This is a genomic window from Streptomyces sp. SS7 (assembly GCF_037993025.1).
Lineage (GTDB): Bacteria > Actinomycetota > Actinomycetes > Streptomycetales > Streptomycetaceae > Streptomyces.
Window position 1 is genome coordinate 6180162 of sequence record NZ_CP141223.1, and the last position, 23534, is coordinate 6203695.

General features: G+C 73.1%; 20 protein-coding genes and 3 pseudogenes. 13 read left to right on the forward strand and 10 right to left on the reverse strand.

Annotated features, from left to right (window positions below; all coding sequences use genetic code 11):
* Positions 1–48 precede the first annotated feature (48 nt).
* The 5 genes from U5640_RS28610 to U5640_RS28630 form a co-directional block, all read right to left on the reverse strand.
* Positions 49–417, reverse strand: coding sequence for a hypothetical protein (locus U5640_RS28610; protein ID WP_340378813.1), 369 nt, complete (start codon positions 415–417; stop codon positions 49–51).
* Positions 418–651: 234 nt separating this feature from the next.
* Entirely contained in the window at positions 652–1992 is a 1341-nt protein-coding gene (locus tag U5640_RS28615) for an AAA domain-containing protein (RefSeq protein WP_340378815.1), read from the reverse strand.
* A complete protein-coding gene (locus U5640_RS28620) occupies positions 1989–3614 on the reverse strand; it encodes a hypothetical protein (RefSeq protein ID WP_340378817.1) in 1626 nt (541 codons plus the stop codon). Before U5640_RS28620 ends, U5640_RS28615 begins: the two co-directional genes overlap by 4 nt.
* Entirely contained in the window at positions 3605–4738 is a 1134-nt protein-coding gene (locus tag U5640_RS28625) for a hypothetical protein (RefSeq protein ID WP_340378819.1), read from the reverse strand. The genes U5640_RS28620 and U5640_RS28625 overlap by 10 nt, the downstream gene beginning before the upstream one ends.
* A complete protein-coding gene (locus U5640_RS28630; RefSeq protein ID WP_340378821.1) occupies positions 4689–5723 on the reverse strand; it encodes a phosphatase PAP2 family protein in 1035 nt (344 codons plus the stop codon). The genes U5640_RS28625 and U5640_RS28630 overlap by 50 nt, the downstream gene beginning before the upstream one ends.
* Before the next feature lie 233 nt (positions 5724–5956).
* On the opposite strand from U5640_RS28630, the pseudogene U5640_RS28635 reads away from it, so the two are divergent.
* Positions 5957–6554, forward strand: a pseudogene (locus U5640_RS28635) (histidine phosphatase family protein).
* On the opposite strand, the gene U5640_RS28640 reads toward U5640_RS28635, so the two are convergent.
* On the reverse strand, positions 6544–8064 hold the full coding sequence (locus U5640_RS28640; protein ID WP_340378823.1) for a tetratricopeptide repeat protein: 1521 nt from the start codon (positions 8062–8064) through the stop codon (positions 6544–6546). The pseudogene U5640_RS28635 and the gene U5640_RS28640 sit on opposite strands and share 11 nt — an antisense overlap.
* Before the next feature lie 267 nt (positions 8065–8331).
* Between U5640_RS28640 and U5640_RS28645 the strand changes: the two genes are divergently transcribed.
* On the forward strand, positions 8332–8736 hold the full coding sequence (locus U5640_RS28645) for a hypothetical protein (protein ID WP_340378824.1): 405 nt from the start codon (positions 8332–8334) through the stop codon (positions 8734–8736).
* Between the two features lie 64 nt (positions 8737–8800).
* Positions 8801–9673 carry a fused MFS/spermidine synthase gene (locus tag U5640_RS28650; RefSeq protein WP_340378826.1) on the forward strand — a complete coding sequence of 291 codons (873 nt, stop codon included), beginning with the start codon at positions 8801–8803 and terminating at the stop codon, positions 9671–9673.
* Positions 9674–9832: 159 nt separating this feature from the next.
* On the opposite strand, the gene U5640_RS28655 is transcribed toward U5640_RS28650, so the two are convergent.
* A complete protein-coding gene (locus tag U5640_RS28655) occupies positions 9833–10348 on the reverse strand; it encodes a hypothetical protein (protein WP_340378828.1) in 516 nt (171 codons plus the stop codon).
* A 122-nt stretch (positions 10349–10470) separates the two neighbouring features.
* Between U5640_RS28655 and U5640_RS28660 the strand changes: the two genes are divergently transcribed.
* The 8 genes and pseudogenes from U5640_RS28660 (at position 10471) to U5640_RS28695 (ending at position 19095) form a co-directional block, all read left to right on the forward strand.
* On the forward strand, positions 10471–11178 hold the full coding sequence (locus tag U5640_RS28660; RefSeq protein ID WP_340378830.1) for a response regulator transcription factor: 708 nt from the start codon (positions 10471–10473) through the stop codon (positions 11176–11178).
* On the forward strand, positions 11175–12545 hold the full coding sequence (locus tag U5640_RS28665) for a HAMP domain-containing sensor histidine kinase (RefSeq protein ID WP_340378832.1): 1371 nt from the start codon (positions 11175–11177) through the stop codon (positions 12543–12545). The genes U5640_RS28660 and U5640_RS28665 overlap by 4 nt, the downstream gene beginning before the upstream one ends.
* A gap of 144 nt (positions 12546–12689) precedes the next feature.
* Positions 12690–13166 (forward strand): annotated as a pseudogene (locus U5640_RS28670) (sugar hydrolase); the annotation flags it as partial.
* A 205-nt stretch (positions 13167–13371) separates the two neighbouring features.
* Positions 13372–14688, forward strand: a complete 1317-nt coding sequence (locus tag U5640_RS28675; protein ID WP_340378834.1) for an ABC transporter substrate-binding protein — start codon at positions 13372–13374, stop codon at positions 14686–14688.
* 20 nt (positions 14689–14708) lie between these two features.
* A complete protein-coding gene (locus U5640_RS28680) occupies positions 14709–15686 on the forward strand; it encodes a sugar ABC transporter permease (protein WP_340378836.1) in 978 nt (325 codons plus the stop codon).
* Positions 15683–16570 (forward strand): carbohydrate ABC transporter permease, encoded by an 888-nt coding sequence (locus U5640_RS28685; protein ID WP_067243906.1) that lies wholly within the window; start codon positions 15683–15685, stop codon positions 16568–16570. The genes U5640_RS28680 and U5640_RS28685 overlap by 4 nt, the downstream gene beginning before the upstream one ends.
* Positions 16571–16594: 24 nt before the next feature.
* Positions 16595–16954: pseudogene (locus U5640_RS28690) on the forward strand (alpha-galactosidase); the annotation flags it as partial.
* A 125-nt stretch (positions 16955–17079) separates the two neighbouring features.
* A complete protein-coding gene (locus U5640_RS28695) occupies positions 17080–19095 on the forward strand; it encodes a beta-galactosidase (protein WP_340378838.1) in 2016 nt (671 codons plus the stop codon).
* Positions 19096–19133: 38 nt separating this feature from the next.
* On the opposite strand, the gene U5640_RS28700 is transcribed toward U5640_RS28695, so the two are convergent.
* Complete coding sequence (locus U5640_RS28700; protein ID WP_340378840.1) at positions 19134–19520, reverse strand: VOC family protein; 387 nt, start codon at positions 19518–19520, stop codon at positions 19134–19136.
* Between the two features lie 116 nt (positions 19521–19636).
* Here U5640_RS28700 and U5640_RS28705 point away from each other — a divergent pair, with 116 nt between their 5' ends.
* Positions 19637–20434 carry a TetR/AcrR family transcriptional regulator C-terminal domain-containing protein gene (locus tag U5640_RS28705; protein WP_340378842.1) on the forward strand — a complete coding sequence of 266 codons (798 nt, stop codon included), beginning with the start codon at positions 19637–19639 and terminating at the stop codon, positions 20432–20434.
* Complete coding sequence (locus U5640_RS28710) at positions 20431–20970, forward strand: 2'-5' RNA ligase family protein (RefSeq protein WP_340378844.1); 540 nt, start codon at positions 20431–20433, stop codon at positions 20968–20970. Before U5640_RS28705 ends, U5640_RS28710 begins: the two co-directional genes overlap by 4 nt.
* A 107-nt stretch (positions 20971–21077) precedes the next feature.
* Here the strand turns inward: U5640_RS28710 and U5640_RS28715 are convergent, their stop codons facing one another.
* Together U5640_RS28715 and U5640_RS28720 are read right to left on the reverse strand one after the other, a co-directional pair.
* A complete protein-coding gene (locus tag U5640_RS28715; protein ID WP_340378846.1) occupies positions 21078–22511 on the reverse strand; it encodes a GH1 family beta-glucosidase in 1434 nt (477 codons plus the stop codon).
* A gap of 111 nt (positions 22512–22622) precedes the next feature.
* Positions 22623–23534 carry a carbohydrate ABC transporter permease gene (locus U5640_RS28720; RefSeq protein WP_340378848.1) on the reverse strand — a complete coding sequence of 304 codons (912 nt, stop codon included), beginning with the start codon at positions 23532–23534 and terminating at the stop codon, positions 22623–22625.

Here is a 23534-nt window from a genome sequence, read left to right on the forward strand (position 1 = left end):
CCTGCCCGCCTGGCATATGCCGTCGCGTGGTGCCGGTGCGCGCGGGGGCTACAGCGGGTCCACCGGCCCGCGGCCCTCGGCGTCGCCCCGCAGCAGGTCCCGGCCGAACTCGACCATCTTCTTCGCGTAGTCCTCGGTCCACTCGGCCCGCCGGGCGATGTCCGCGGGCGTCAGCCGGTCGAAGCGGCGCGGGTCGGCGAGCTGGGCCGCCGCGACGGCCTGGAACTCCAGCGCCCGGTCGGCGGCCGCCTGGAACGCCACCGTCAGCTCCGTCGCCCGCGCCAGCAGCGCGCCCGGGTCGTCGATCGACTCCAGGTCGAAGAAGTGCTCCGGATCACCGGCCGCCTCCGCCGGCTCGAAGAGCAGGGGCGCGGGGCGTAGCCGCGGTTCGTTCCGACGCGGCGTGGGCTCCGCCATGTCTTGTCCTCCTCGTACGTCGTGCGGGCGCGCGGGCGCGCGCGTTCCGGTGCGGACCACCTTCCATTGTCCCCCGGTGGCGCAAGAGGCCCTGCGCCCCGCACTCTCAAGGAATCCGCACCCCGGGATGTTCCCCCGCCCCGACCGGTTCCAGGCCTCCGGCCGCACCCCCGCCTCCGCGGAGCCCGGGGCACGTGCGTTCGCCGGTCCCGCGTGCCGGGGTCCCGCCCGCCTTCACACCGTCCACGCCACCCGGTGCTCCCCGAGGTGGGCGAGCACCGCGTGATTCGCCTCCCAGCCGTCCGGGAACTTCACGAGTGTGCCCAGCTGGACCGGTTCCGTGGACGGGTAGTCGTCCAGGAGGTCGCCCACCCCCGCGCGGCAGACCACGATGCACGCGTGGCGGTGGCGGGAGGCGAGGACGCAGAGGCGGCCGGTCTCCAGGTGGAAGGCGGTGGCGTCGGGGCGGCCGGAGAGCGGGTGGAGGATCACCGTGACGTCGAACTCCATGCCCTGGAGCCGGTTCGCGGTGTCCACCGCGACGTCCGCCACGCCCAGCTCGGCCAGCGCCGCCCGGACCGCCGCCGCCTGGTCCCGGTGAGCGGTGCCGACGGCGATCCGGCCCGCGGTCACGGGCGTGGGGTCCGGGGAGCGCTCCGAGACGGCCGAGCCGCCCCGGTCCAGCAGACGCCGTACGACCGTCGCCACCGCCCTGACCGCTTCGGGGTCGGTGCGGGGCGTGTGCCGTGCGGGCAGCTCCAGCAGGCCCCAGCCCGACTCGGCCGCCTCGTCGATCACCCGGTCGGGACCCGAGCCGTCCGAGGGCACGCCGAAGGAGAGCCGCCGGTCGCCGTGCCCCGTCCCGCTGCGGAACGGGGTGTACGGGTAGAACGCGTCGGAGACCAGGGGCGCCGCGGAGGCCGGGAGACGCCAGGAGACCGGCAGACGGTGCTGGGGCAGGTCGGGGTTGTGCGCCAGCAGGGTGGTCACGGCGGAGCCGGAAGGGTCGTACGACAGGCCCGCCCACTGCTCGCTGCCCACGATCGCGAACGGGTCCAGCTGCCCCGGGTCGCCCACGAACAGCGCCCGCTCGAACAGCCCGGCCACGGCCAGCAGCCCGTCCGAGCGCATCTGGTACGCCTCGTCCACGATCGCGTGCCGCCACGGCTCGTCGACCTTCACGTGCGCCCACTTCGCGGCGGTGGAGATCACGACCGGCAGGCCGGCCAGCTCCGCGGCCTTCGCCGACTTCTTCACGTTCTCCAGGCGGTCCAGCGCCTTGTCGTACGGGTCGGCGTCGCTGCTGTGCAGCCGCCCCACCGGCAGCTCGGGGCTCTTCTCGGCGAGCCGCAGCACCAGATCGTCGACCTGCGCGTTGGTCTGCGCGACGACCATCAACGGGCGCCCCGCGTCCGCGAGTTCCAGTGCCGCCCGGACGACGAGCGTGGACTTCCCCGCGCCGGGCGGGGAGTCCACGACCACCCCGCGCGCGGTGCCGTGCAGCGTGTCGTGGAGGATCGCGTCGGTCGCGCGGGTCGCGGCCGTACCGGGGTCGAAGGCGGCCTCGGTGGTCACAGGACGTCCTCCCGGGTGACGGAGTCGGGGGCTTCGGGCACCGGCTCGCCGGGCGGTCCGCCGTGCGTCCACGGCGTCTCCTCCGGGTCCGGCAGCTTGGCGCCGCCCCGCTGCTCGTGCTCGAAGAGGGTGAAGCAAAGCAGGTCGCCCTTCTCCGGCACCGACCCGTGCTCCGGCTCCTTGCCGCGGCCCATCCGGTCGACGATCCGCAGCACCAGCAGCCCGTCCTCCGGCCGCTCCACGCACTCCGCCGCCTGCGGCTTCCCGCCCAGCGACCGGTACGCCTTCGCCCGCTCCCCGAGATGCGGGCGGTCATCGGTCCGTACGGTGACCAGCGGGCGCGGACTGGGCCGCCTGCCCTCGCTGTACGCCATGGTGACGTCCACGACCTCGCCCTCGAACGCCTCCCCGGCCAGCCGCCGCCCGGCCATCACCAGCGGGTCGTCCAGGGCTTCCTGCGCCTCCAGCCGGGCCTGTTCCCGCTCGCGCGTGGCCAGCTTGTTCGCCGCGGTCACCGCGTCGTCGCGGCGCGGCTGCGGGGGCTCGCCCGCGGCGACCCGGTCGCGGTGGCCGGTGAACGACCAGCGGTCGCGGGTCCACCGCTCCTCGCAGTGCGCGCCCTCGGGCAGCTCCCGCAGCAGGTCGAGCCCCCGCCACACCGCCTGCCAGGTGGGCAGGGTCCGGCTCAGCACCAGCTCGCGGATCTCCCCCTCGGCGGCGGCCAGCGCGCCCAGCCGGTCGTCGGCCTCCAGCCCGTCCTCGGCCGCGGCGAACGCCGTCCGCGCGCGGTCGTAGCGCTCGATGGCCGGGGCCAGCAGCTTGTTGTCGAAGGCGGGGTCGGTGGCCGGACCGGCGGGCGGGCACAGCAGCTGCCCCGAGGCGTCCCGGCCCAGCTCGGCCCGCCCGGCCGCCTCGGCGCCCGTGACGCCCGAGTGGGGGTCCCCCGGGTCGAGCGAAGCCGAGACCGGGGGAGGGTCGATCCAGGCGAGCAGGGCGCCCAGGTGCTGGTCCTCCAGGCTGGACTGGCCGGTCGCCCAGTGCCGGCCGAGGACCTCGGTGAGGGCGAGCAGCAGCGCGGAGCCGGGCACCCGGGCGCGCTCCCCGAAGTGCGTCAGCCACCGGCCGAGCAGCGGCACGCGCGGGGGCGCCGGATGCGGCGACTCCGGGTCCTGCTCCGCCGTACGCCGGAAACGCATCGAGCGGCCGAGGAGGCGGACGTACTCGACGCCGGCGCGGCTCGGGACGATCAGCTGGGGCGCGTCGGCGCACAGCTCGACCTCGACCTTGACGCGCTTGCCGGTCTCCGGGTCGGTCTCGCTCCGCTCGGCGGCTTCCACGGTGTCCGCGTAGGAGTCGATGTACGGCAGGACGGCGTCGGCGAGTTCGGCGAGGAACGCGAACCGCAGGTCGCGGTCGCGGGGCTGCGGTACGACGAGCAGCCGCGGCGCGTCCCGGTCGGTGCCGACGAGCGCGCCGAGCGGGGCCCCGGCCTCGCCGGCGGTGGTCAGCGGCACGAACACCAGCGGCCGGTCGGACAGATGGCGGTGCCGGACGGTGGCCATGGGCTGGGCGCGGCCGGTGGTGACGGCCTCGAGGCGGGCGAGGGTGGCGATCAGCGACACGTCGCCCCCCGGCCGGCGAGCGCCTCGGCGCGCAGCCGCGCGGCCCGGCGCAGGGCGGCCACGGCCGGGTCGTCCGGGTCCCCGGACTCGCCGCGGGCCGCGGACAGGACGGCCTCGACGGTGCCGAGGCCGCCGAGTTCGGCGCGGAGTGAGCGGCCCAGGGTGGTGACCGCGCCGGCCGCGCGGGAGCGGGCACGGCAGTGGAACGCCAGCTCGCAGGCGGCCAGGCACTCGGGCGCGTAGGCTGCCGGGACCGCTTCGACGGCCGCGGTGAGCTGCTCGGCGGGCAGCTCGGGGGAGAAGCAGGTGCCCTCGGGGAGGGTGTCGGCGATGTCCTGGATGCGGGTGAGGCGGGCGAGCTGGCGGCTGGTGACCGCGCGCTGCTTGCGGATGTCCACGGCGGACGCGGTGGGCAGGTTGGAGAAGTCCTTGGGGCAGACGAGCAGGACGCGGTGGCGGACCCGGGGTGCCGGGTCGAGGCGGGCGGCGACCTCCTCCAGGGCCAGCACGTAGACGGCGGCCTGGCGGGCGGCGGCGCCCACCTTCGCCGGGTCGGCGGAACCGTCGAGCATGGGGAAGGACTTGATCTCCACGACGGTCCAGCCGCCGTCCGGGTGCACCACCACCGCGTCGGGTTCCAGGAAGGCGGTGGAGCCGGCGACGTCGAGGGCCAGCATCGGGTGGTCGAGGAACGTCCACGTGCCGAGGGCCTGTTCGGTGGCCTCGCGCAGCGCCAGCGCGGTCCGCGCGCTGCGGCCCTCGGGGCCGGAGGCGGTGAGGTCGGGGGTGCTCTTGGTGGTGGGCGGTTCGGCGCCCGGGTCCAGTCGTTCGTGCACGAGCCGCAGCAGTTCCGCGCCGCCGTCAGCCTTCACCTTCGCCTCGAAGGCGTTGCCGCGGGTGAGGGCGAACTGGGACTGGCCGAAGGCCGACGGGGCGCCCAGGGCCCCCGCCAGCGCCGCCTTGTTCACCCCGGCGCCGTCGAGGATCGCGCGCCGCTTGCAGCCGGGGTTGGCGGCGAGGGCCGCGAGGGCACGCGCGTCCAGCGCCTTGGCCGGTACGTCGGGGCCGCGCAGCTCAGCGAGCCGCTGCCGGAGCGCCGTCCCCCGCGTCCGAGGGGGAGGCACCCGGTTCGGTTCCCGCCCCGAACCGTGACTCGCGCTGCCGTGGAATTCGTTCACCCGTCGAAGTCTGGCATCCGCCACTGACATTCGGGGCGCTGGTGTCCGGGGTGGCCGTCGGCGTGGTGTCCGCGGCCGCCGCCGGGGAGGGCGTGGCAGGGGCCGCCGCGGCGGCCGCCGCCGGGGCCGGGATCCGGGCCGCGGGGGACGGGACCCTGGCGGCGGCCGCGGTCCGCAGCCGGTCCGCGGTCCGCATCACGAGCGGTGTCAGCAGCAGTCCGACGCCCATCACGGCCGCGCCCGCGACCGCGTCGAGGAAGTAGTGGTTCGCGGTGCCCATGACCACGATCGTCGTCAGCAGCGGGTAGAGCACGGCGGCCGTGCGCGCCGTGCGGGTGCGCCCGTGACGCCACAGCATGACACCGCACCACAGGGACCAGCCGACGTGCAGGCTCGGCATCGCCGCGTACTGGTTGGTCATCCCGCCGAGACCGCGCGGTGCGCTGGCCTCGCCGCCCCACCAGCCCCACGAGCTGTACTGGGCCATGGTGTCCACGAAGCCGTGCTCCGCCGACAGCAGGCGGGGCGGGCAGGTGGGCAGCAGGGTGAAGCCGATCAGACCTATGAAGGTGGACGTCATCAGCCAGGTGCGGGCGGCCCGGTAGCGCAGGCTGCGGGAGCGGAACAGCCAGACCAGGATCGCCGGGGTCACCAGGTAGTGCAGCGACGCGTACCAGAAGTCGGCCGGGACGCCGAGCCAGGCCTCGCCGGTGAACAGCCGGTTCAGCGGGTGCTCGGCGTTGAGGTGGAGGAACTTCTCGACGCGCAGGATCGCCAGGCCGTGGTCGACGGCGGTCGTCACGTCCCCGCGCGCGAGCAGCCGGCCCGCCGAGTAGCAGGCGTACACCAGCAGGATCAGCGGCAGCTCCGTCCACCAGCGCAGCCGGATCCGCGGGGCCGCCTCGGTGCCTGGTGTCTCGGTCTGCGGCATCCGATCGCCTCCCCCTTCGTGTCGCTGTGTGTCGCTGGTGTGTCGCTGCGCCCGTGGTCGCGGGACGTGTCACTTTACGGCGTATGCGTGCGTCCCCCGCGGGGTGCCCCCGGCCCTCAAAGACGCGGGGATCGCCCGCCGGGTTGCCCCGTTTCAGGGTGAGCGATGATGGAGGGGTCCCGCCTCCGCTTTCTCCCCTGGGACGTCCCAGGGTTTCCCCGGAAAGGCCCCTCATGGCACCGCGCATCCTGCTGGCCCGGCACGGACAGACCGAGTGGTCGCTGTCCGGCAAGCACACCGGCAGGACCGATGTACCGCTGCTGGAGGAGGGCCGCCGGGGCGCCAAGCTGCTCGGTGAACGGCTGCACCGGACGCCGTTCGACGGGCTGCGGGACGTCGAGATACGCACCAGTCCGCTGGCCCGCGCGCGGGAGACCTGCGACCTCGCCGGCTTCGGCGAGCGGGCGACGCGCTGGGACACCCTCATGGAGTGGGACTACGGCGCCTACGAGGGCATGACCCCGGCCGACATCCAGGGGGTCCGGCCCGGCTGGCTGATCTGGCGGGACGGGGTCCCGGAGGGGGAGTCGCTCGCCGAGGTGGCCGCGCGCGCGGACGAGGTCGTCGCCTGGGCGCGGTCGGCTGACCGGGACGTTCCTGGTCTTCGCCCACGGCCACATCCTCCGCTCCATCGGCGCCCGCTGGCTGGGCCTCCCGCTGGACTTCGCCGCCCGTATCCGGCTGAACCCGACCTCGCTGTCGGTCCTGGGCTGGGCGTACGGCGAACCGGCGATCGAGAGCTGGAACGACCTCGGTCACCTCACGCCGTAGCGCCCGACCCCGCGCCGGCCGACCGCGGTGCCGACGCGTGCCGGTCCAGGAACTCCTGCACCCCGTCGGCCCGCCGGTGCGGCAGCAGCACCCGCGCCGTGCCGGCCAGCATCCCCTGGATCCGCGAGGACTGGACCTGGCCCAGCAGATCCAGCACCCGCAGGCCCGCCACCGCCGCCTCGCCGGGCCGTCCGCCGCGGGCCAGATCGTCGGCCAGCTCGGCCGTGTACAGCGCGATGTTGCGGGTGAAGTGCGGGTCCTGGAGGTCCGCCGCGCGCCCCGCGTGCCGGGCCGCCCGGGTCCAGTCGCCGAGTGCGGACCAGCACTGCGCCTCCAGCCCGGCCAGCTCGGCCTCGCCGTAGAACGTCATCCACTCGGGGTCGGCGTCCGAGGGGCCCCGTTCGTAGAGGGCGTGCGCCCGGGCCAGGGACTGTTCGCAGCCGGCCCGGTCGGCGAGCCCGGCCCAGCCGCCCGCCTCGCGCAGCGCGAGCAGGGACATCAGCCGGGGGGACCCGAGGGGGCGTGCGACGCGCTGGGCGGCCTGCGCGGCCCGTACGGCCTCGCGGGGGCGCCCGGCGTCGCGCGCGAGGAACGCGGTGTTGCAGAAGGCGTGCGCCTCCAGCGCGTGGTCGCCGGTCATCCGGGCGGTGGCGAGGGCCTCCGCGTAGTGCGAGCGGGCGTCGTCGAAGCGGCCCGAGTCGTGCGCCAGCCAGCCCACGGAGATGGCGAGTTCCCCGGCTCCCGAGTGCAGCCGGTCGGCGGTCGTCTGCCGGGTGGTGCCGGCGTCGAGCAGTGCGTAGGCGGCGCGCAGGGGGGCGGCCGCGCGACGGTAGAGGCCGTCGGCGCCGTGCCGGTCGTCCAGCAGACGGATTCTGCGGACCGCCTCCTCGAGGGCGCCCGCCTCGCTCGACCCGACGCGGCGCACCCGGCGCCCGGCGGCCGGCGCGGCCGGGCCCCCGCCGTCCGGGCGGGGCCGGGAGGACGGGAGGGCGAGGGCCAGCGGGCCCAGCGAGACGGAGGCCACCGTGGCGCCCCCGCCGGTCATGAATGCGCGACGCAGCACGTCGCTCTCCTCGTGGTTGTGGTGCGTGTCGTACGGGTTCTGCGTGTCATACGGCTCACGCGCCCCGCGTGTCTCATGCGCCTCCCGCGTCTCACTGGTGGTGAGCGCCGGGCTCGTGGGGTGCGCGGGGGGCGCGTCCCCGGCGGCGCGCGCTCCTCGTCCGCGGACGGACGCCCGGGGCGCGAACCCCAGGTCGGTGAGTGTCCGGCCGGGGAACATGTGCAGGAAGACCCGCTCGTACGCGTAGTTGGGGCAGCGGATCTCCCCCGCCTCGACCCGCCCGACGTAGCGTGCGTCGCAGCTGACCCGCTCGCCGATCTCGCGTGCCGCCCGCCGTACCAGTGCGGCGAACTCGGCCGGCGAGCGTTGTCCGCGCAGGTGCCGGAAGGCGAGGTTGGGCCGTGGTGGCCGGTCGGGCCGGGGTGGGGTCACCGTTGACGACGCCATGGCCGGGTCCTCTCATGCGAACCGTCGAACCATGCCGGAACCGGGGCGACGCAGCCGATGTCCGGCGGTGATCACCTGGTGTCCAGCGAGCAAGAACGTACCTGCTGTGACGGGTCGGCCACGCGGTGTTTGGCCACAAAACGGATTTCTCCTCCACGATCTGCCATGAACTGCCATCCTTTGCGGCGGACTTCCGCCGTAGCCGTTGACGCGGTCGTGCGTTGAACGCTGTGGACTGCAGGAGCGGGCTGTGTGGTGGAGGCCGGGATGGAGACCAGCCGGAGCAACGATCCTTGTGCGCCGTCGTCGGCGTTCGGGCCCGCGGGCCCGGCGTGCGACCTGGTGACGGTGCCGACCCGGCAGGGACTGGAGGCGGTCGACATCCTGCGCCGGGGCGCGGCCGAGGCGGTGGGGCCCGTGCTGCACGACGACGGCGGCGACACCCTCGGCTTCCTGGTGCCGCCCGGCACCGCCGCCGCCTGGGACCTGCCGGGAAGCGTCTGCACGGAGACCGAGGGGCGCGGCCCGAGACGCGACCCCGCGCCGCCGGTGGAGGGCTCCGACTGGCTGGTGCCGCCCGGCGAGGCGGACCTCGCGACCGATCCCGCGGTGCTGCGCCGGGCCCTCGGCGAGGCGGCCCGGACGATCGAGGCGGCGGACAACTGCCGGTGAGGTGACCGCGGCGCCGGCGCCGGCGCCGACGCGAGCCGGCCACGCCGCCTGCGAAGATGCCCTCATGGGGAAGTCCAGGAACACCCGGCGCGAGCGCGGCGCCGACCCGGCTGCCGTCGTCGAGGCCGTCGACGGGGGGCTCGCGGAGCTGCTGCCCGACCGGGACCGGGCGCGGGCCTGGACCCTGCTCATCGACGGGGCGCCGCAGTCGCACGTGGACCTCGACGACCCGGCGCACCTCTCCTTCGAGTACCAGCGCCGCTTCGGCCATGTCGTCGACCTCGCCGCGCCGCCCGGGCGCCCCGTCCACGTCGTGCACCTCGGCGGCGGCGCCTTCACCCTCGCCCGGTACGTGGCCGCGACCCGCCCCCGCTCCACCCAGCAGGTCGTCGAGCGCGACGCCGCCCTGGTCGCCCTGGTGCGCCGGGAGCTCCCGCTGGATCCGGGGGCCCGGATCAGGGTCAGGTCCGTGGACGCGCGGGACGGGCTCGGCAAGGTGCCGGACGGCTGGGCCGACCTCGTGGTCGCCGACGTCTTCAGCGGCGCCCGCACCCCCGCCCACCTCACCTCGACCGAGTTCCTCGACGAGGTGCGCAGAACGCTGAAGCCGGGCGGTCGCTACGCCGCCAACATCGCCGACGGCCCGCCGCTGGCCCATCTGCGCCGCCAGATCGCCACCGCCGCCGCCCGCTTCGCCGAGCTGGCCCTGGTCGCCGACCCCACGGTGCTCCGGGGGAAACGGTTCGGCAATGCCGTGCTCCTGGCCGGCGACCTCCCTCTGCCGATCGCCGAGCTGACCCGCCGCGCGGCCTCCGACCCGCATCCGGCCCGCGTCGAGCACGGCCGCCCGCTGCTCGACTTCACCGGCGGCGCGACCCCGGTGACGGACGCCGCGGCGGTCGCCTCCCCGGCCCCGCCGCCCTCGGTCTTCCGCTAGACCGTGGTGGTTTTTGTTGGTTCGTGCCGCAGACCGCTGACGCCCAGGACATCCGCCGCCCAGGACGTCCGCCGCTCAGGACGTCCGCCGCTCGCCCAGGACGTCCGCCGCCCAGGAAGTCCGCCGCCCAGGACGTCCCCCGCCCAGGACGTCCCCCGCTCAGAACGTCTGTACGTCGACCCGTGGTGGCCCGTCGTGCCAGGTGCAGAAGACCGACACCCGGTCCGCGCCCGAGGCGAAGTCCACCCGGATCCAGGACTCCGTCCTCCACACCTGCACCGACCAGCCGGCGGCCGGGGTGGCGGACACGAGGGTCGCGTAGGTCCCGGTGAGGTCGAGGACGACCCGGCCGCCGTCGGTGTCGTAGCTCCTGACCGTCCCGGCGGGGCTGCTCTGCGCGGCCGCCGGGGTGCCGGCCGGGCCGCCGCTCCGGGTCGGGGACGCCGAAGGGCGCGCCGCGGAAGGGGTGGGCGAGGCGGACGGGACGGTGCTGGGGGAGGGGCGCGGGCTCGGCTGCCGGGGCGTGGAGGTCACCTCGCCCACCGTCAGCGGCAGGGCGCGCGGGGGGTCGTAGGCCGTGCCCGCCATCACGGTGTGGACGCCCCACCACGACAGGGTGACCGCGGCGCCCGTGGCGAGCGTCCAGGCCAGTACGTGTACGAGTCCGCTCCGCATAGCGGGCCATCCTGCCGCACCTTTCGCACGGGTGTCGCACGGACGGGGCACCGGTCGTCCACAGAAGCGGAGTTGTCCACAGGCCCCGGCCGGGTCCGAAGGCATGGCGTACGGTGCGGCGCATGGCACGTGTGCTCGTGGTCGAGGACGACCAGTTCGTCCGCTCGGCGCTCATCCGGCATCTGACCGACGCCTCGCACCTGGTGCGCAGCGTCGGCACCGCGCTGGAGGCGCTGCGCGAGGTCGCCCATTTCCGCTTCGACGTGGTGATCCTGGACCTCGGACTGCCCGACCTGGACGGCTCCGAGGCCCTGAAGATGCTGCGCGGCGTCACGGACGTCCCGGTCATCATCGCCACCGCACGCGACGACGAGACGGAGATCGTCCGGCTGCTGAACGCGGGCGCGGACGACTACCTGACCAAGCCGTTCTCGGTGGAGCACCTGTCGGCGCGGATGGCGGCGGTCCTGCGCCGGGCCCGCTCCGGAGCCGGTGCGCCCCCGCCCTCCGGAGTCCTGCGCGTGGGCGGTCTGAGCGTCGATCCGCTGCGCCGCCAGGCCGAGTTGGACGGGGCACGCCTCGACCTCACCCGCCGTGAGTTCGACCTCCTGGCCTTCCTGGCCGGCCGGCCGGGTGTCGTCGTCCCGCGCCGGGAACTCCTCGCCGAGGTGTGGCAGCAGTCCTACGGCGACGACCAGACGATCGACGTCCATCTGTCCTGGCTGCGGCGGAAGTTGGGGGAGACGGCGGCCAACCCGCGCTATCTGCACACCCTGCGCGGTGTCGGCGTGAAGCTCGAACCGCCGGGGGAAGCGGGGGCCGTGGGATGAGGTGGGCACTGGTCAGGGTCTGTCTGGCGGTCACCACGATGGTCGTGATCGCCTTCGCCGTCCCCCTCGGTCTCGTCGTCCGGGAGATGGCCCGCGACCGTGCCTTCTCCAACGCCGAGCGGGAGGCCGCGGTGGTGGTCCCGGCCCTGTCCATCACCACGGACCGGGAGGAGTTGGAGCGCGTCGTCGCCTCGGCCGGCTCGGACGACGGGATGGCCGTGCACCTGCCGGCCGGTGACGGCCGGGCCGCCGTGGACCTCGGCCGGCAGCGGGCCGCCGAGGCGGACGTCGCCGCCGTACGGAAGCTGGGCCGTGCCTCGACCGCGGAGGTGCCGGGCGGCTCCGTGCTGCTCCAGCCGGTCGCGCTGGGCCTGGGCACGGTGGTGGTCGAGGTGTACGTGCCGGAGTCCGAGGTCACCAACGGCGTGGGCACGGCGTGGGCGGTGCTGGCCGGGGTCGGGATCGCGCTGGTCCTCGGCTCGGTCGCGGTCGCCGACCGGCTGGGTGTGCGCATGGTGCGGCCGGCCCGGCGGCTGGTGCAGGGGGCGCACGAACTGGGGGAGGGGAAGCTCGGCGCCAGGGTCCCGGAGGAGGGGCCGGACGAACTGCGCCGGGCGGCCGTGGCGTTCAACTCGATGGCCGACCAGGTGGTGCAGCTCCTGGCGAACGAACGCGAGTTGGCGGCCGACCTGTCCCACCGGCTGCGCACCCCGCTGACCGTGCTCCGGCTGAACGCGGCCTCCCTCGGCGACTCCCCGGCCGCCGAGCAGACCCGCTCGGCGGTGGCCCAGCTGGAGCGCGAGGTCGACACGATCATCCGTACGGCCCGGGAGGCCAAGCCGCAGACGACGGCGCCCGGTGCGGGGGCGGGGTGCGACGCGGCGGAGGTGGTCCGGGAGCGGATGGCGTTCTGGTCGGCGCTCGCCGAGGACGAGGGCCGCAAGGTCCGCACCGCCGGGGTCGACCGCCCGGTCCGCATACCCGTGGCCCGCGCCGACCTGGCCGCGGCCCTGGACGCCCTCCTCGGCAACGTCTTCCGGCACACCCCGGAGGGCACCGCCTTCGCGGTCGACGTCCACGACAGCGAGGACGCGGTGATCGTCCTGGTCTCGGACGCGGGCCCCGGCATCCCCGACCCGGAGGCGGCGATGGCCCGCGGCCGTGGTTCCGGCGCCACCGGCTCCACCGGGCTGGGTCTGGACATCGTCCGCCGCCTCGCCGAGTCCACCGGCGGCGACGTCCGGATCGGCCGCTCGGTCCTCGGCGGCACGGAGATCCGCATCTGGCTCCAACTGGACGGCCGGGAGCCCCTGCGCCGCGGCCACCGGGGAACCGTCCGCAGACGACGCCGGGCGACGACCGGCTGACCCGAGCCGCCGAGCCCCCGGGACGACCGGGAGACGGGGCCGACCTTTCATCGGCTCCGATGGCCGGCCTAAGCGCGTCCCAAGATCCTCGGCCTCCGGCCCTATCGGGCGTTCTGCCCGTTTCGGGATCGCTGGTGCCGTGGAGGACTGGACGTCTCCTTCACCCTCCCGGTGATGCCGGAGGGGCTCACCCAGGACGGCGTGACTTTGCTCTCGGACGCCAAGGCAAATGGTGTGAAAGTCGACACTGTGGATGTCGTGGCGATGGACTACGGTCCGGCGTACAGCGGTGACATGGGCACCTGTGCCGAGCAGGCGGCCACCGCTACCCAGGCACAGGTCACGAGCGTGTTCGGGCTCAGCGGCGGCGCGGCCTGGAAGGCGGTGGCGGTCACTCCCGTGATCGGGGTGAACGACGTCGCCACGGAGGTCTTCACGGTCGAGGCCGCCGCCCGGCTCGTCGCCTTCGCGAAGTCGAAGGGGCTCGCGTGGCTGTCGATGTGGTCGGCGGCGCGGGACCGGCAGTGCCCGGGTGGGGCCAAGGGCTCCGCCGACGCCACCTGCAGCTCGGTCGTCCGGGGCGACGCGGCCTTCTCGAAGGCCTCCGCCGCCCTCGGGTGACGGGAACGATCATGGAAGTGCCAGAGAGGTGATCAAGGAGTGTCGATTACGTTTCGACAAATGAAGCCATCGGCTCTTGACGCATGAGTGGACATACGGCTGTTATTGCGCCACCCCGTGTTCGGTCAAGTTGATTTCTGGTCGATTAAGACTGGAAGTCTCAGCCAGACCTCCATGACCGAACCTTGCTGTCAGGAGCCGCTTCATGCACGACCTCTCCCCCTCCGGCCGCCTCCACCTTCCCTCCCCGAGCCGTCGCTCCCTGCTGCGCGGCATAGGCGGCGCGGCCGTCCTCGGTGCCGGCATACCGCTGCTGTCGGCCTGTGGCGGCGGTGGCACCTCCTCCGACCCGAAGACGGTCAGCCTCGGCTCCAACGCGTCGGACGCGGTGCCGAAGAAGGCGTTCGCCGAGATCTACGCGGCCTTCACGAAGCAGTCCGGTATCGCGGTCGACGTGAACACCAAGGACCACAACACGTTCCAGGAGCAGATCAACTCCTACCTCCAGGGCACCCCGGACGACGTGTTCAACTGGTTCGCCGGCTACCGCATGCAGTTCTTCGCGGCCAAGGGCCTGGCGTCCCCGATCGACGACGTGTGGCAGAAGATCGGGGACAACTTCCCCGACGCCATGAAGAAGCTCAGCAAGGGCGCGGACGGCAAGTACTACTTCGTGCCGCTGTACACCTACCCCTGGGCGATCTTCTACCGCAAGAGCGTCTTCCAGCAGCACGGCTACACCGTCCCGACCACGTGGGACCAGCTGGTCGCGCTCTGCAAGCAGATGAAGAAGGACGGGCTGACCCCGATCGCCTTCGGCGACAAGGACGCCTGGCCGGCGATGGGCACCTTCGACCAGATCAACTTCCGGCTCAACGGCTACGACTTCCACGTCGAGCTGATGGCGGGCAAGGCCGCCTGGACCGACGCGAAGGTCAAGGCCGCCTTCGACCACTGGGCCGAGCTGCTGCCGTACCACCAGGAGGGCTCGCTGGGCCGTACCTGGCAGGACGCCGCCCAGACGCTGGTGTCGAAGAAGGCGGGCATGTACCTGCTCGGCTCCTTCGTCGCCCAGCAGTTCACCAGCAAGGCGGACCTGGACGACCTCGACTTCTTCGCCTTCCCGGAGATCAACCCGCAGTTCGGGCAGGACACCGTCGAGGCCCCCACCGACGGCTTCATGGTCTCCAAGGCCCCGAAGAACAAGGAGGGCGTCAGCAAGCTCCTCCAGTTCCTCGGCACCCCCGAGGCCGAGCAGATCTACCTCAAGGCCGACGCCAGCGTGGTGGCCGCCTCCGGCAAGGCCGACACCTCCTCCTACACGCCGCTGCAGAAGAAGGCGTACGACATGATCTCGGGCGCCAAGAGCCTGACGCAGTTCATGGACCGCGACAGCCGCCCCGACTTCACCTCCACCGTCATGCAGCCCGCGCTGCAGAAGTTCGTCCGCGACCCGAAGGGGATCGACAGCCTGCTCACCTCCATCGAGCGCCAGAAGAAGACGATCTTCGCGTCCAACTGAGAGCCGGGCGCCCGATACCCATGAGCACCGACACCACCACGAAGTCCTCGCAGGCGGCCACCCGGCCGCCTCGGGGCGCGTCCTCCAAGAAGCGGACTCCGCAGGGCCACCGCCGCCTGCTGACCCGCCGTGACCGGCTCACGCTCGGCCTGATGGCCGGCGTGCCGACGATCCTGCACGTCACCCTCGTCTGGCTGACGGCCCTCGCCTCCATCGCGCTGGCCTTCACCACCTGGGACGGCATCGGCTTCGACTCCATCAAGTGGGTGGGGCTGGACAACTTCAAGGAGCTGTTCACCAACAACCCGCAGTTCTGGCCGGCCGTCCAGCACAACGTCATCTGGTTCGTCGTGCTGATCCTGATCCCGACCCCGCTCGGGCTCTTCCTCGCCGTCCAGCTCGACAAGAAGATCCGCTTCTCCCGCGTCTACCAGACCGCCTACTTCCTGCCGGTCGTGGTCTCCCTCGCGGTCACCGGGTTCGTCTGGCAGCTGGTCTACAACCCCGACACCGGCCTGATCAACAGCATCATCGGGGCCAACAAGCCCGGCCACTACATCGACTGGATCGGCGACCCGCACCTCAACCTGTGGGCGATCCTCGTCGCGGCCTGCTGGCGCCACACCGGCTACATGATGATCCTCTACCTGGCCGGCCTCAAGGGCGTCGACCCGTCCCTGCGCGAGGCCTCCTCGCTGGACGGCGCCAACGAGTGGCAGACGTTCAAGAACGTCATCTTCCCCACCCTGCGCCCCACCAACACCGTCGTCCTCGTCGTCACGATCATCGAGGCCCTGCGCGCCTTCGACCTCGTCTTCGTCTTCAACAAGGGCGCCCAGGGCACCGAACTGCTGTCGATCCTGGTCACCAACAACATCATCGGCGAGTCCAGCCGCATCGGATACGGCTCCGCCATCGCCGTCGTCCTGCTGCTGATCTCCCTCGCCGTGATCATCCCGTATCTGATCTCGACCTTCCGGAAGGAGCGGAGCGCATGAGCACCCCCGCCCTGCCCCTGAAGCAGCGCACCCCCGTGCGCCCCGCCCGGATCCTGCTGCACACCTTCCTCGTCGTCACCTCCCTGGCCTGGCTCGCCCCGCTGCTGTGGGCGCTGTTCGCCGCCCTGCGGCCGTACGCCGAGACCAGCGAGAAGGGCTACGTCTCCTGGCCCGACAAGCTCAGCCTGGACAACTTCACCAACGCCTTCACGCAGTCGGACATGGTCCACTACTTCGGGAACACCCTGCTCATCGCGGTCCCCGCGGTGCTGCTGACCCTGTTCCTGTCGTCCTGCGTCGCCTTCTACGTCAGCCGCTTCGACTTCCGGGTCAACCTCTTCCTGCTCCTGGTCTTCACCGCCGGCAACCTCCTCCCGCAGCAGGTCATCATCACCCCGCTGTACCGGCTGTACCTGCTGGTCGACCTGCCCGGCATCACCGTCAGCGGCAAGCTGTACGACTCCGCGCTCGGTCTGGTGCTGATCCACGTGGCGTTCCAGTCCGGCTTCTGCGCCTTCGTGCTCAGCAACTACATGCGCTCCCTGCCGCACGAGCTGACCGAGGCCGCCCTCGTCGACGGCGCGTCCGTGTGGCGCCTGTACTGGCAGATCGTGCTGCCGCTGTGCAAGCCCGCCATGGCCGCCCTCGCCACCCTGCTCTCCATCTGGATCTACAACGATTTCTTCTGGGCGATCGTGCTGATCTCCACCGGCGAGAACATGCCGATCACCTCGGCCCTGAACAACCTCTCCGGCCAGTACTTCACCGACCCCAACCTGGTCGCCGCCGGCGCCCTGCTCACCGCGATCCCCACGCTGATCGTGTACTTCGCGCTCCAGCGGCAGTTCGTCAGCGGCCTGACGCTCGGCGCCAACAAGGGCTGAGCCCTCCCGTCCGAAAGAGACCCCGTGCACCACCCCTTCACCCCGGTGGCCGCCGTCCCCGTGGACCCACGGCGCGCCCGTGTCCACGAGGAGGGCCGGCAGTCCCGGAGTCCGAGCGGCGCCTACGCCCTCGACGCCCGCCCGCACCGACCCGGGGGCGCGGTCCCCGCGGGGGTCTTCCAGGGCGAGGGCCTGCTGGCCCTCGACCCCGGCGACGGCTCGCCCGTCCGCCTCTGGGCCGCGCCGTACCCGCTCCGCGAGGTGCCCTCCGTCCGCCTCGCCACGGCCGGGCCGGTGGCGGAGATCGGCGCCGACCGCCCGGTGAAGGAGTTCACGGGCACGGACCTCCAGTCGGTGGTGGCCGAGTGGGCGTCCGGCCTAGGTCGTGTCCGCAAAGTCCCTCCCCCGGAGGGGTACCCCCAGCCCCGCGACGCCCGGCACGCTCCCCCGGAGGGGGGACCCCCACCGCCGCACCGGGCGAAGCCCCAAGTACATCCAGTAGGCGAGTGATGGAACGAGAACTGAAGGTCCCCGGGATCGCGTACGGCGGCGACTACAACCCCGAGCAGTGGCCGGAGGAGGTCTGGGCCGAGGACATGCGCCTCATGGCCGAGGCCGGCGTGAACATGGTCAGCGTCAACATCTTCTCCTGGGCGCTGCTGGAGCCGTCCGAGGGCGAGTACGACTTCGCGCGCCTCGACCGCGTCCTCGACCTGCTGTACTCCCACGGCATCGCAGCCGACCTCGCGACCCCGACGGCGGCCCCGCCGGCCTGGTTCTTCAAGGCCCACCCCGAGGCGCTGCCGGTGGACCGGGACGGCCGCCGACTGGCGTACGGCAGCCGTCAGACGTTCTGCCCGTCGAGCCCGGCCTACCGCGAGGCCGCCCTGCGGGTCGCGCGGGCGCTGGGGGAGCGGTACGCCGCGCATCCGGCCGTCGTCATGTGGCACGTGCACAACGAGTACGGCTGCCACAACGCCGAGTGCTACTGCGACACGAGCGCCGCCTCGTTCCGCCGCTGGCTGCGGGCGAAGTACGCCGACGACCTCGCGGCGCTCAACGACGCCTGGGGCACCACCTTCTGGAGCCAGTGGTACTACGACTGGGACGAGATCATCCCGCCGCGGGCCACGGGCGCGGTCCCCAACCCCGCCCACCGGCTGGACTGGCGCCGCTTCTGCAGCGACGAACTGCTGGCGCTGTGCGCGGCGGAGCGCGAGGTGCTGGCCGAGGCCGCTCCGGCGATCCCCGCCACCACCAACTTCATGGTGATGTACAACTTCGACGCCCTGGACTACTGGCGCTGGGCGCCGGCACTGGACATCGTCTCCAACGACCACTACCTGCGGTCCACCGACCCCGAGTCGCAGATCGACATCGCGATGAGCGGCGATCTCGTACGGTCGTTGGCGGGCGGCCCCTGGCTGCTGATGGAGCACTCCACGGGGGCGGTGAACTGGCAGCCCGTCAACCGGGCCAAGCTGCCGGGCGAGTTGCGGCGCAACGCCCTCGCGCACGTGGCGCGCGGCGCCGACGGCATCGCCTACTTCCAGTGGCGGGCCGCGAAGGCGGGCGCCGAGCAGTGGCACTCGGCGATGCTGCCGCACGCGGGCACGGACAGCGTGATCTGGCGGGACGTGGTGGCGCTCGGCGCGGACCTCAAGGCGCTCGCCGAGGTGCGCGGCAGCACCGGCACCGCCGAGACGGCGATCGTCTGGGACTGGGACGCCAAGTGGGCGCTGGAACTGCCCTCGCAGCCCAGTGAGGCGGTCCGCTTCCTGGAGGTCGTGCGTTCCTGGTACGAGCCGCTGTGGCGGGCGGGCGTCGCCGTGGACTTCGTACGGCCCGACGCGGACCTGTCGGCGTACCGGCTCGTCCTGGCCCCCAGCCTGTACCTCGTGGACGACGCGGGCGCCGCCGACCTCACCGGTTTCGCCGAGCGCGGCGGCACGCTGGTCGTCGGCTTCCACAGCGGGGCCGTGGACCAGAACTGCCATGTGCGGCTGGGCGGTTACCCGGGCGCGTTCCGGGAGGCGCTGGGGGTGCGGACGGACGAGCTGTTCCCGCTGCTGCCGGGGCAGGAGGTCGCCCTGGACTCCGGCGGGTCGGGGGCGCTGTGGTCCGAGCGGGTGCGGCTCGCCGGAGCGCAGGCCGTGGCCTCGTACGCCGACGGCCCGCTGGCCGGTGTCCCGGCGATCACCCGGCACGGCTACGGCGCCGGTACGGCCTGGTACGTGGCGACCCTGCCCGACGCCGGGACCCTGGCCGCGCTGCTGCTGCGGATCCGCGAGGAGACGGACGTGCGGCCGGTGCTGGACGCGGTGCTGCCGCCGGGGGTGGAGGCGGTACGGCGCCGGGGCGCCGAGGCCGACTACCTGTTCCTGATCGACCACGCGGGCTCGGGGGCGGAGATCGCCGTCGCCGCCGGGGCGGTGGAACTGCTGGGCGGCAAGCCGGTGCCGGGCGGTGCGGTGTCCGTGCCCCCGGGCGGGGTGGCGGTCGTACGGGAGCCGCGCGCGGTGTAGTCCCCGGCCGGGAGGCCCTCTCGTCGTCACGGTGCCCCTCAGCGTGCTCCGGTGACCCAGTCGACGAGCTGGACGATGACCCCGTTCGGGTCGGTCACCTGGAAGGCGCGCTCGCCCCAGGGCTCCTCCGTCAGCGGCATGGTGACGGTGACGCCCTCGGCGGTCAGCCGGGCCAGCTCGGCCTCCAGGTCGTCCACGACGAAGGCGAGGATCACCCCGTCGGCGTGGTCGTCGCGCTGGTCCTCGGGCAGCGACGCGAGACCGCGCCGCAGATAGACGACGTTCATACCGGCGTCCGGACGGCTCAGCGAGACGAAGCCGTCCGCGGCCGCGTCCTCCCGGAATCCGAAGTGATCGGTGAGGAAGGCGCTGGACGCGGCCACGTCGTCGACGTTCAGGGACACGGCGGAGGCGGTGATCGGCACGGGGGCTCCTTGAAGGGTCGGCAACCGGGTACGTCGGCTTCATACGGCGGACTTCATACGTCGTACTTTGTACAGTGTACTGCGTACGGAAAAAGTGCATGGGGGAAGATGAGGGCGTGCCTGTCGAGAGAAGCAGTGCCGGAGATCCGGCCCGCACCCTGGAGTTGCTCTGGCGCGTCCCGGCCGACGCCCCCCGACGCGGACCGCGGCAGCGGCTCAGCATCGACGCGGTCGTCGACGTCGCGATCGACCTGGCGGACGCCGAGGGGCTGGAGGCGCCGACCATGCGCCGGGTGGCGCAGGGGCTGGGGGTGGCGCCGATGACGCTCTACACCTATGTGCCGGGCAAGGCCGAGCTGCTGGACCTCATGCTGGACGCCGTCTACGCCCGGATGCCCCGGACTAACACCGCCGGGCGGCCCTGGCGGGAGCGGCTGACCGCGGTGGCCGAGGAGAACAGGGCACTGTTCGAGGCGCACCCGTGGGCCGCGGCGGTCGCGACGGGCCGGCCGCCGCTGGGGCCCGGGCTGATGGCCAAGTACGAGCACGAACTGTCGGCCCTGGACGGCTGTGGCCTCGACGACGTCGAGCGGGACGACGCGCTGACCTACCTCCTCGGCTTCGTCCAGGCCCACGCCCGCTCGGCGGCCGAGGCCCGCGAGGCCCGACGGGACAGCGCGATGGACGACGAACAGTGGTGGGCCGCCAACGCCCCCCTGCTCGCCAGGGTCCTCGACCCCGACACCTACCCGACCGCCTCCCGCGTGGGCACGGCGGCGGGCACCGCCCACGGCAGCGCCCACAGCCCCGCCCACGCCTACACCTTCGGTCTGGCCCGCACCCTCGACGGCCTGGGTGCGCTCATCGAGCGGCGGGTTCCCGGAGCGGGGCCCGGCGAGGGACGACGGCGATGACGGATGACGCCGCACGAGAATTCCGGGCAGGCCGGTCGGGGCTGGTCGTGCGGGTGCCGGAGGCGGAGCCCTTGGTACGGGCGTGGCGCGACCGCCTCGACCCGTCGGCCCGCGCCGGCGTTCCGGCCCACGTCACCGTGCTCTTCCCGTTTCTCGACGCGGACCGCATCGACGAGGGCGTCCGCGCCGACCTCGGTGTGATCCTCGCCCGGCACGCGTCCTTCGAGGCCCGGTTCGACCGCTGCGGCCGGTTCCCGGGGGTGCTGTATCTCGCCCCCGCGACGGACGCCGGCTTCAGGTGCCTCACCGAGGCGATCGTGGAACGGTGGCCGGACCACCCGCCGTTCGGCGGACGGTTCGACGACGTCGTCCCGCATCTGACGGTCGCCCAGGGCCAGGACGAGGCGGTCGTGCAGAAGGCCGAGGCCGGCCTGCTCGCCGGGCTCCCCGTCGTCACACGGGTCTCGGCGGTCGACCTGCTGGTCCACGACGGGACGCGGTGGCACCGGCGGGCCTCCTTCCCGCTGGGTCAGTAGTCGGGGCCGGTGGCCCGCTCGTCCGCGTTCCGGTTTCCGACGGGGCTCCGAAAACACCGGGGCGCGGCACGCCCCCTCGACGTGCCGCGCCCCTCCCCTTCCCCGGGTCAGGTGGTGTGGGGTGACGGTGTCGGCAGGGTGCCCGTGCGGGCCGCCTCGCCGTACCAGTGCGCGCTCGACTTCGGGGTCCGGGTGAGCGTCGCGTAGTCCACGTAGACCGCCCCGAACCGCTTCCCGTAGCCGTACGCCCACTCGAAGTTGTCCAGCAGGGACCACAGGTAGTAGCCGCGCACGTCCGCGCCGTCGGCGATGGCCCGGCGCACCGCCGAGAGGTGACCGTGCAGGTAGGCGATCCGCTCCGGGTCGTGGACCCGGCCGTCCGCGTCGGGCTTGTCGTCGTAGGCCGCGCCGTTCTCCGTGATGTAGAGGGGCAGGCCGGGGGCTTCCTTCGTGTACCGCATGATCAGCTCGTGCAGCCCCGACGGGTCGATGGTCCAGCCCATCTCCGTGCGGTCGCCCGGTGTCTGGTGGAAGGCGACGTCGTCCGCGGCCGGCCAGGGGGAGTGGTCGCTCGCGCCGTGGCCGTCCGTGCGCGGGCCCTTCGGCTGTTCCTGCGCCGCCGAGACCAGCGTGGGCGTGTAGTAGTTCAGGCCCAGCGCGTCCAGCGGCTGGTTGATCGCCCGCAGATCGCCGTCGAGGACGTACGACCAGTCGGTGAGGGAGGAGGTGGCCTCCAGCAGCGTCTCCGGGTACGCGCCCTTCAGGATCGGGCCGTGGAAGACGCCGTTGGCCAGGTCGTCGATCCTGCGGACCGCCGCCAGATCGGCGGACGACTCCGAAAGGGGCCGTACGACCGAGGAGTTGAGGCTGAGTGCCACCGCGTTGCGGGCCGGCATCACCGAGCGGAGCGCCGTGGTGCCGAGACCGTGGGCGAGGTTCAGGTGGTGGGCCGCGCGCAGGGACGCCGCCGGGTCGGTGCGGCCGGGCGCGTGCACTCCCGACGCGTAGCCCAGGAACGCGCTGCACCAGGGCTCGTTCAGGGTGATCCAGCTCTCCACGCGGTCGCCCAGCGCCTCGCCGACGATCTGCGCGTACTCCGCGAACCGGTACGCCGTGTCGCGCTCCGGCCAGCCGCCCGCGTCCTCCAGCTCCTGGGGCAGGTCCCAGTGGTAGAGGGTGACGGCGGGCTTGATGCCCTTCGCCAGCAGCTCGTCGGCCAGCCGGCGGTAGAAGTCCAGGCCGCGCTGGACCGCCGGCCCCCGGCCGGTCGGCTGGACCCGGGACCAGGAGATGGAGAAGCGGTAGGCGTTCAGGCCCAGCTCCGCCATCAGCGCGACGTCCTCGCGGTAGCGGTGGTAGTGGTCGACAGCGATGTCACCGTGGTCGCCGCCGAGGGTCTTGCCCGGCGTATGGCTGAAGGTGTCCCAGATCGAAGGGGTGCGGCCGTCCTCCCGCACCGCCCCCTCGATCTGGTACGCGGAGGTCGCCGCGCCCCAGAGGAAGGCGGGAGGAAAGGTCACCGGGGTGACGGGATCAGTCATGGAAGCGCTCCCATGGATGGTCGTCGAGACCGACTGGGCCGACGAGATTGGGGGGAAGTGGGGTGAGGAGGGGCGGGGCGGCGGTGACCCGGCCCCCGAGGTCGCGAGAGGTCAGCCCTTCACCGCGCCCTGCATGATGCCGCCCACGATCTGCTTGCCGAAGATCGCGAAGACCACCAGCAGCGGCAGCGTGCCCAGCAGCGCGCCCGCCATGATCAGCGACTGGTCGGGCGTGTACCCGCGGCCGAGACCGGCGATCGCGACCTGCACGGTGGGGTTGCCGGTCTGGCTCAGCACCAGGAAGGGCCACAGGAAGTCGTTCCACGTCTGGACGAACGTCAGCATGCCGAGCACCGCCATCGCGGGGCGCGCCGCGGGGAACACCACGTGCCACACCACGCGCCAGCTGCTCGCGCCGTCCACCCGGGCCGCCTCGATGATCTCGTCGGGCAGCGCCTGGATCAGGTACTGCCGCATGAAGAACACCCCGAACGCGCTCACCAGCGACGGCAGGATCACCGCCTGGAGCTGATCGGTCCACTCCAGCTTGGCGACCATCATGTACAGCGGGATGATGCTCAGCTGCGGCGGCACCATCATCGTGCCGATCACGATCAGCATCAGCGCGCCCTTGCCCCGGAACCGCAGCTTGGCGAAGGCGAAACCGGCGACCGTGGAGAGGACCACGATCGTCGCCGCGGACGTCCCCGCCACGATCGTGGTGTTGAGGAACGCCTTGCCGAGGTTGGCGTCGGTCCAGGCGACGTCCAGCTTGTCGAACAGGTTCGAGCCGAACCACAGCGGCGGGGGCGTCTGCGCCAGCCGGTTGTTGTCCCGCGAGGCGGCGATCGCCGTCCACACCAGCGGGAACAGCGAGCCGACGGTGAACAGGATCAGGACGGCGTACGCGAGCGGGCCGCCGTGCAGCTGGCCGCCCGCCCGGGCGGACTTCGGCCGGCGCACGCGGCGGGGCGCCGCCGCGGCGTCCTCCGGCTCGCTCTTGGTCAGGGTCGTCGTCGTCAC

Coding starts and splice junctions, on each gene's coding strand:
- U5640_RS28715 (WP_340378846.1), bottom strand. CDS start 22,511: ATGACTGATCCCGTCACCCCGGTGACCTTTCCTCCCGCCTTCCTCTGG.
- U5640_RS28710 (WP_340378844.1), top strand. CDS start 20,431: ATGACGGATGACGCCGCACGAGAATTCCGGGCAGGCCGGTCGGGGCTG.
- U5640_RS28640 (WP_340378823.1), bottom strand. CDS start 8,064: ATGGCGTCGTCAACGGTGACCCCACCCCGGCCCGACCGGCCACCACGG.
- U5640_RS28685 (WP_067243906.1), top strand. CDS start 15,683: ATGAGCACCCCCGCCCTGCCCCTGAAGCAGCGCACCCCCGTGCGCCCC.
- U5640_RS28665 (WP_340378832.1), top strand. CDS start 11,175: ATGAGGTGGGCACTGGTCAGGGTCTGTCTGGCGGTCACCACGATGGTC.
- U5640_RS28660 (WP_340378830.1), top strand. CDS start 10,471: ATGGCACGTGTGCTCGTGGTCGAGGACGACCAGTTCGTCCGCTCGGCG.
- U5640_RS28650 (WP_340378826.1), top strand. CDS start 8,801: ATGGGGAAGTCCAGGAACACCCGGCGCGAGCGCGGCGCCGACCCGGCT.
- U5640_RS28630 (WP_340378821.1), bottom strand. CDS start 5,723: ATGCCGCAGACCGAGACACCAGGCACCGAGGCGGCCCCGCGGATCCGG.
- U5640_RS28610 (WP_340378813.1), bottom strand. CDS start 417: ATGGCGGAGCCCACGCCGCGTCGGAACGAACCGCGGCTACGCCCCGCG.
- U5640_RS28695 (WP_340378838.1), top strand. CDS start 17,080: ATGGAACGAGAACTGAAGGTCCCCGGGATCGCGTACGGCGGCGACTAC.
- U5640_RS28655 (WP_340378828.1), bottom strand. CDS start 10,348: ATGCGGAGCGGACTCGTACACGTACTGGCCTGGACGCTCGCCACGGGC.
- U5640_RS28675 (WP_340378834.1), top strand. CDS start 13,372: ATGCACGACCTCTCCCCCTCCGGCCGCCTCCACCTTCCCTCCCCGAGC.
- U5640_RS28680 (WP_340378836.1), top strand. CDS start 14,709: ATGAGCACCGACACCACCACGAAGTCCTCGCAGGCGGCCACCCGGCCG.
- U5640_RS28645 (WP_340378824.1), top strand. CDS start 8,332: ATGGAGACCAGCCGGAGCAACGATCCTTGTGCGCCGTCGTCGGCGTTC.